This is a genomic window from Streptomyces boncukensis (genome assembly GCF_011045075.1).
Lineage (GTDB): Bacteria > Actinomycetota > Actinomycetes > Streptomycetales > Streptomycetaceae > Streptomyces > Streptomyces boncukensis.
In genome coordinates this window covers 1-6,577 of sequence record NZ_JAAKZZ010000422.1, presented here as the reverse complement: position 1 = coordinate 6,577, position 6,577 = coordinate 1, and the positions used below count along the sequence as shown (strand labels likewise).

7 protein-coding genes are annotated in these 6,577 nt (G+C 72.7%); all 7 read left to right on the top strand.

Annotated features, from left to right (window positions below):
* Positions 1 to 137: 137 nt before the first annotated feature.
* Positions 138 to 512, top strand: coding sequence for a hypothetical protein (locus G5C65_RS28650; RefSeq protein ID WP_165301938.1), 375 nt, complete (start codon positions 138 to 140; stop codon positions 510 to 512).
* A gap of 32 nt (positions 513 to 544) precedes the next feature.
* Positions 545 to 967: a phage tail protein gene (locus G5C65_RS28645; protein WP_165301944.1), complete on the top strand. Its 423-nt coding sequence runs from the start codon at positions 545 to 547 to the stop codon at positions 965 to 967.
* Positions 968 to 1,007: 40 nt separating this feature from the next.
* Positions 1,008 to 1,727 carry a CIS tube protein gene (locus tag G5C65_RS28640; RefSeq protein WP_165301943.1) on the top strand — a complete coding sequence of 240 codons (720 nt, stop codon included), beginning with the start codon at positions 1,008 to 1,010 and terminating at the stop codon, positions 1,725 to 1,727.
* Complete coding sequence (locus G5C65_RS28635) at positions 1,727 to 3,628, top strand: VgrG-related protein (RefSeq protein ID WP_165301942.1); 1,902 nt, start codon at positions 1,727 to 1,729, stop codon at positions 3,626 to 3,628. Before G5C65_RS28640 ends, G5C65_RS28635 begins: the two co-directional genes overlap by 1 nt.
* Before the next feature lie 115 nt (positions 3,629 to 3,743).
* A complete protein-coding gene (locus tag G5C65_RS28630; RefSeq protein WP_165301941.1) occupies positions 3,744 to 4,196 on the top strand; it encodes a GPW/gp25 family protein in 453 nt (150 codons plus the stop codon).
* Entirely contained in the window at positions 4,196 to 6,154 is a 1,959-nt protein-coding gene (locus G5C65_RS28625) for a putative baseplate assembly protein (protein WP_165301940.1), read from the top strand. The genes G5C65_RS28630 and G5C65_RS28625 overlap by 1 nt, the downstream gene beginning before the upstream one ends.
* A 28-nt stretch (positions 6,155 to 6,182) precedes the next feature.
* Positions 6,183 to 6,577: phage tail protein (locus G5C65_RS28620; RefSeq protein ID WP_165301939.1), on the top strand; the 395-nt coding region annotated here is incomplete at its 3' end.

Sequence of the window (6,577 nt, the reverse complement as noted above, 5' to 3'; positions counted from 1 at the left end):
CCGTGGCCCACTCTCCTTCCCCTCCCCCCGCGCCACCGGTGGCACCACCGTCCGCACTCCCTCGCTCCGGCACGTCCGAACAGGGGGGCGCAACGCGCTCAGCAAGCGCAAGCGCAAGCGCAGCCGAAGCGGGCACGGTGCCGGTCCAGCGCCTCCCCGGCTCCTCGGCCGTCGGCTCGCTCGCGGCGCACGCCGCCGCCACGGTCTCCACCTCCCTGAGCCGCTTCCGGCCGCAGCAGGGTCAGGGGAGCGGGGACCAGCCACCGCCGTACAGCCCTCCCGGCAACACCGCGCAGTCCCCGGCCCCGTCCCCGAACGGCCAGTCGTCCGGGGGAGAGCACCCGCCCGGGTACACCCGGGTGCCGGCCGGCGCGTTCGACCCGAAGTACCTCACCGACTTCCAGCTCGACGAGCTGGCGCACCAGTTGATCGGCCGCATCACCCGGCTGATCCGCACCGAGCTCCGTATGGACCGGGAGCGGATCGGCAGGCTCCGCGACGACCGCGGCTGATACGACGGACACGACAGAAAGGCCCACCCGCGATGCCCCCCAAGGACCCGGGCTCCACGATCTGGTTCACCCTCACCATCGACGGCGAGAGCCTCGGCTACTTCAACGGGTGCGAGGGGCTGTCGTCCCAGGTGGAGGTCGAGCACCGCCAGGAGGGCGGCAACAACGGCTTCGTCTGGCAGCTCCCGACCCGCGTCACGTTCTCCACCATCCGGCTGACCCGCCCGCTCACCGAGGACACCACGAAGGTCGCTCGGTGGATCTCCTCCGTGCAGACCGGGATCAAGCGGCCCACCGCCGAGATCGTGGCTCTGCGCGCCGACGGATCCGAGGTCGCCCACTGGGGGCTGATCGACGTGCTGCCCGTCAGCTGGCAGGGCCCCACGCTCGACCCCGCCAATCCGGCCGTGGCCACGGAGGTCCTGGAGATCGCGCACCACGGGTTCACGGACTGACGGGTCAGGACGGACCGGAGAGAGGAGCCGAGGAGTCCCCATGCCGCAGAGCAGAGGCGCAGGCAAGAGTCTCGTACACGCCACGCTCGCCATCCACGAGCCCCCCATGGGAATCAGCACCACCCCGGGGACCCTCATGAAGACGTTCGAGCTCGACTTCAATCCGACGCAGCTGTCCCTCGGCCGCCGCGCCCAGTGGAAGGTGACCCCGACCGCGGCCGTACGGGACGGCGCGACACCGGAGTTCATGGGGCCGGAGCCGCGCGAGATGACGGTGGAGATCTTCCTGGACTCCTCCGGCGAGCCGGACAGCAACACGGTGCTGAAGAAGGTGGAGGCGCTGATGGGCTGCTGCGAGGTGACCGCCAAGAGCAGAGCGGCCGATCAGCCGTCGCCGCCGTGGGTGGTGTTCCAGTGGGGGTCGTTCGCCACGACCCGGTTCACCGCCTACGTCAGCTCCGTCGACGCCTCGTACACGCTGTTCGGGACCTCGGGCATCCCGCTCCGCGCCAACTGCCAGATCCGGCTGAACGAGATCCCCCGCGACACCGAGCGGCAGAACCCGACCTCGGGGGCGCCCACCGCGCAGCGCGTGCACCGGGTCGTCGCCGGTGACTCGCTCCAGTCGCTGGCCTGGCGCGAGTACGGCGACGCCACCGTGTGGCGGGTGATCGCCGAGGCCAACGGGATCGACGACCCGTCCCGACTGCCGGCGGGCGCCGAGCTGGTGCTGCCCGCGGCGCCGGAGGTGCGCCGCTGATGGCGCGGACCGCGTTCTCCAGCGTCCTGAAAGTGGAGATCAACGGGTCCGAGCTGCCGCCCAAGCTCGCCCCGATGCTCGTCGACGGCTGGGTGGACCAGGGTGCCGGGGTGCCCGCGTCGTTCCGGCTCACCTTCCGGGACCCGAAGCGGAAGCTTCTGAAGCGCCTGGGGGCCACGTTCGGTTCGAAGGTGGTCCTCACCCCGGTGGCGGACGGCCAGGGCGCCGGGAAGCCGCTGCTGACCGGCGAGGTCACCGCGCTGGAGGCGGACTACGACGGCACCGGCTCCTTCACCGTCATCCGCGGGTACGACTACGGGCACCGCCTTCTGCGCCGCCGCCGGGTGGCCGCGTACACCGGGGAGACGGCGTCCTCGATCGTCACCAAGCTGGCGGGGCTGGCGGGCGTTCCTGTGGGCCGGATCGAGGGGCGGGCGAAGTACGAGTTCATCAGCCAGGCCAACGTCACCGACTGGGACTTCATCGCCCGGCTCGCCGAGGAGAACGAGATGGTCATGTCCCTCGACGCGCTGGGCATGTTCCACTTCGTCTCGCCCAAGTCGGCTTCCGGCGCGCCCTCTCCGGAGTCCGGCTCCGACCGGAGCCCGTTCATCCTGAAGTCCCGGGTGGACATCCTGCGGCTGCGGACCGCCGTCACCGCCGCCGACCAGGTCGGCGAGGTGGAGACGCGGGGCTGGGACGTCGAGCGCGCGGAGGAGGTCGTCGGCACCTCCCGGGACACCGCCAACCCGCGCTTCGCCATCGACACCACTCCCGCCGAGGCCGCGGGCGCCTTCAAGAAGACCAAGCTCGTCCAGACCGCGACGCCCTACGACAAGGTGGCCGAGGCCGAGCGCGCGGCCGGCGCCCTCCTGGACGAGGTCACCTCGTCGTTCACCGAACTGGAGCTCGTCGTCCACGGCAACCCGGAGCTGCGCCCCGGCGTTCCCGTGGCGCTCGCCGACGTCGGCTACCCGTTCGAGGGCAAGTACACCACCACCTCCGTGCGCCATGTGTTCGGCAACGGGCAGCGCTACGAGTCCTGGATCACCGTCAGCGGACGCCAGTGGCGCTCGCTGTACGGCCTCACCTCCGGCGGCTCGGACACCGTGCCCCGGCTGCCCAGCGTGGCCAACGCCGTGGTGACGGACGTGGACACCAGCGACCCGGACCAGCGGGGGTGGGTCAAGCTGAAGTTCCCGTGGCTGGACGACACCTACGTCAGCGACTGGACGCGGTCCGTGCAGCCCGGCGGCCAGCGAGGCGGCGGCATCTTCCCGATGGACGTCGGCGACGAGGTCCTGGTGGCCTTCGACCGGGGCGCGCTCGACCACCCGTTCGTGATCGGCGGGCTCTACAACGGCCGGGACAAGCCCAGCGAGGTCAAGGACGCCCGGCTGTACACCGGGGCCCGCAACCAGGCCAGCCGGCACACCCTCGCCGACCGCACCGGCAACCGCCTCGACCTGCTCAGCCAGCCGACCGGCGGCAGCAAGCAGGGCGTGCGCCTCACCACCGGCGACGAGAAGCTGACCGTCAACCTGGACCGCGCCGAGACCGAGATCACCGTGGACAGCGAGGGCGCGGTCCGCATCAAGGGCGGAAAGTCGGTGTCGGTGGAGGCGGGCACGGAGCTCGAACTGAGCGCCCGGCGCAAGGTGACCATCAAGAGCGGCGGCATCGTCGACATCCGCAGCCGGAGCGCGGTCAATGTGAACGCGCCCGCCGGCGCGTTCAGCGTCAAGGCGTCCGCCCTCGACCTGCAGGCGACGGGACCGGCCAGTCTCCGCGCCCTGGGCGGGCCCCTCCAGCTCACCTCCGTCGTCAGCGTGGGCGTGAACGCGATCAACATCCCGCTGACCGGCGTGGTGACCATCAACGGGAAGCCGATTCCGCTGTGACGACGACCACCATCACGACCACCATCACGACCACGACCACGACCACGACCGCGACCACGAACACGTATCCGTATGAGGCGTCCCGCGCCCGGCCGGTGGAAGGACGGTGCCCCTGATGGCCGAGCAGTTCGTCGGCTCCGGCTGGTCGTTCCCGATGCGCATCGGACCCACCGGGGGCATCGCCCTGGTCAGCGGGGAGCGCGAGATCGAGGAGGCCATCCGGCTGGTGCTGGCCACCGCGCCGGGCGAGCGGCCGCTGCGCCCGGAGTACGGCTGCGCCATCCACGATCTGGTGTTCGCCCCGGTCAACGAGCAGACGGCGGGCCGTATCCAGCACGAGGTGTATCTGAGCCTGGACCGCTGGGAGCCGCGGATCGAGGTGCGGGACGTGGAGGTCACAGCGGGCGACGACCGGAACGTGCTCTATATCGACGTCCGCTACGAGATCCGCGGCACCAACAACCCGCGCAGCCTCGTCTTCCCCTTCTATGTCATTCCCTCCCACGAGGAGCCGGGGGCCCCGGAGACGTCCGGCGGCCCCGACGGCCCGCCCGAAAGCGACCGCTGATGACCCTGCACTCCCCCAACCTCGACGACCGCCGCTTCCAGCAGTTCGTCGACGACGCCAAGCGCTACATCCAGCAGCGCGCCCCGGAGTGGACCGACCACAACGTCTCCGACCCCGGCATCACCCTCGTCGAGACGGTCGCGCACATGGCCGACCAGATCGTCTACCGCCTCAACCGGGTGCCGGAGAAGAACCATCTGGCCTTCCTCGACCTCGTCGGCATCACCCTCTTCCCGCCGGCCGCCGCCCGCACCGACGTCACGTTCTGGCTGTCCGCGCCGCGCGAGGAGGCCGTGACGGTCCCGGTCGGCGCCGAGGTGGCCACGCTGCGCACCGAGCGCGAGGACGCGGTGGTCTTCGCCGCCGAGCGCGAGCTGAGCATCGTCTCCAGCACCCTGCGGCATCTGGTGGTGCAGCACCGGGACGAGCCGGTCACCGACCGGACCACCGAACTCGCCGAGGGCAGCGACGTCCTGTGCTTCCAGGAGGCCCCGGCCCCCGGCGACTGCCTGCTGTTCGGCCTCTCCGCCGCCGTGCCGCACTGCGCGGTCGCCCTCGAACTGGACAGCCGGGTGGACGGCGTCGGCGTGGACCCCCGGCAGCCGCCGCTCGCCTGGGAGGCGTGGAGCGAGGACGGATGGCAGCCGTGCGAGGTGCACCGCGACAGCACCGGCGGCCTCAACCGGCCCGGTGAGGTCGTCCTGCACATCCCCGGCACCCATGTGCTCTCCCGCAGCGGCGGCCACGAGGCCGGCTGGCTGCGCTGCCGCGTCAGCGAGCCGCTGGCCGACCAGCCCTTCTACACCACCTCGCCGACCGTGCGCTCCGCCGCGGCCTGCACGGTGGGCGGCACCACCCCCACCGTGCACGCCGAGGCGGTGTACGACGAGGCGCTCGGCGAGTCCACCGGGCTGCCCGGCCAGCGGCTGCGGCTCGCCCACACGCCCGTCGTCGGCGACGACCCGCCGGTGCTGCTGCAGACCGCGGAGGACGGCGGCTGGGAGGACTGGCAGGTCGTCCCGCACTTCGCCGACTCCCGTCCGGGCGAGCGGCACATCACCCTGGACCCGTCCACCGGCGAGATCGCCTTCGGCCCCGCGGTCCGCGAACCCGACGGCTCGCTGCGCCAGTACGGGATGGTCGCCCCCAAGGGCGCGGTCATCCGCGCCCGCCGCTACCGCACCGGCGGCGGCCGGGCCGGCAACGTGGCCCGCGGCGCCGTCCGCGTGCTGCGCACCTCCATCCCGTACGTCGCCGAGGTCGTCAACCGGGAGGCCGCGCGGGGCGGGGTCGACGGGGAGACGGTCGAGGAGGCCAAGGTCCGGGCCCCGATCACGCTGCGCGCCCAGGACCGCGCCGTGACCCTGCGCGACTACGAGGAGCTGGCCCGCCGGGCGGCGCCCGAGACCGCCCGTATCACCTGCCTGGAGGGCGCCCAGAACGAGTACGGGGCGCACGCGGTGCGCGTCCTGGTGGTGCCGCAGGCGGTGCCCGACCCCGGCGGCCGGCTCCGCTTCGAGCAGCTCGTCCCCGGCGACGCGCTGCTCGACCGCATCACCCGGCACCTCGACGAGCGGCGGCTGATCGGCACCCGGCTCGCCGTGGGCCCGCCGTACTACCAGGGCGTCACCGTGGTGGCCACGCTGCACGCCTTCCGCAGCGTGGACGCCGACCGGGTGCGCCGCGGGGCGCAGGACGCCCTCTACCGCCACCTCGACCCGCTCACCGGCGGCGCGGACGGCCAGGGCTGGCCCTTCGGGCGGCCGGTCCAGTCCGGCGAGGTCTTCGCCGTGCTGCAGCAGGTGCCGGGGGTGGAACTGGTCGACGAGGTCATCCTGCACCCGGCCGACCCGCTGACCGGCAAGCGCGGCGACCCGACCGACCGCATCGACCTGGAGGCGCCCGCGCTGGTGTTCTCCTTCGACCACCGCGTCCGGGTGCTCGGAGGCGCGGCATGACGGGCGCGGCACATCCGGGAGGCCCGCGATGAGGGGATCCGTCGACGGCCTCGGCTCCTCCGCGCCCCTCGGCCCCAGACTCCCGGCGGTCTTCGCCGACGACGACCTCGCCCAGCGGTTCGTGGCGGGGCTCGACGAGGTGCTCGCGCCGATCCTGAACGTACTCGACTGCCTGGACACCTACTTCGACCCCGCGCTCACCCCCGTCGACTTCGCGCAGTGGCTCGGCACCTGGGTGGGCGCCGAGACCGACGGCTCCGAATCCGAGCCGCTGCTGCGCGCCGCCGTCGCGGCGGCGGCCGATCTGCACCGGGTACGGGGCACCCGGCGGGGCCTGTCCCAGGCGGTGCGCCTCGCCTTCGGCGCCGAACCGGAGATCACGGAGAGCGGCGGCGCCGCCTGGAGCGCGCGCCCCCGCGGCCC

Coding starts and splice junctions, on each gene's coding strand:
- G5C65_RS28645 (WP_165301944.1), top strand. CDS start 545: ATGCCCCCCAAGGACCCGGGCTCCACGATCTGGTTCACCCTCACCATC.
- G5C65_RS28640 (WP_165301943.1), top strand. CDS start 1,008: ATGCCGCAGAGCAGAGGCGCAGGCAAGAGTCTCGTACACGCCACGCTC.
- G5C65_RS28635 (WP_165301942.1), top strand. CDS start 1,727: ATGGCGCGGACCGCGTTCTCCAGCGTCCTGAAAGTGGAGATCAACGGG.
- G5C65_RS28630 (WP_165301941.1), top strand. CDS start 3,744: ATGGCCGAGCAGTTCGTCGGCTCCGGCTGGTCGTTCCCGATGCGCATC.
- G5C65_RS28625 (WP_165301940.1), top strand. CDS start 4,196: ATGACCCTGCACTCCCCCAACCTCGACGACCGCCGCTTCCAGCAGTTC.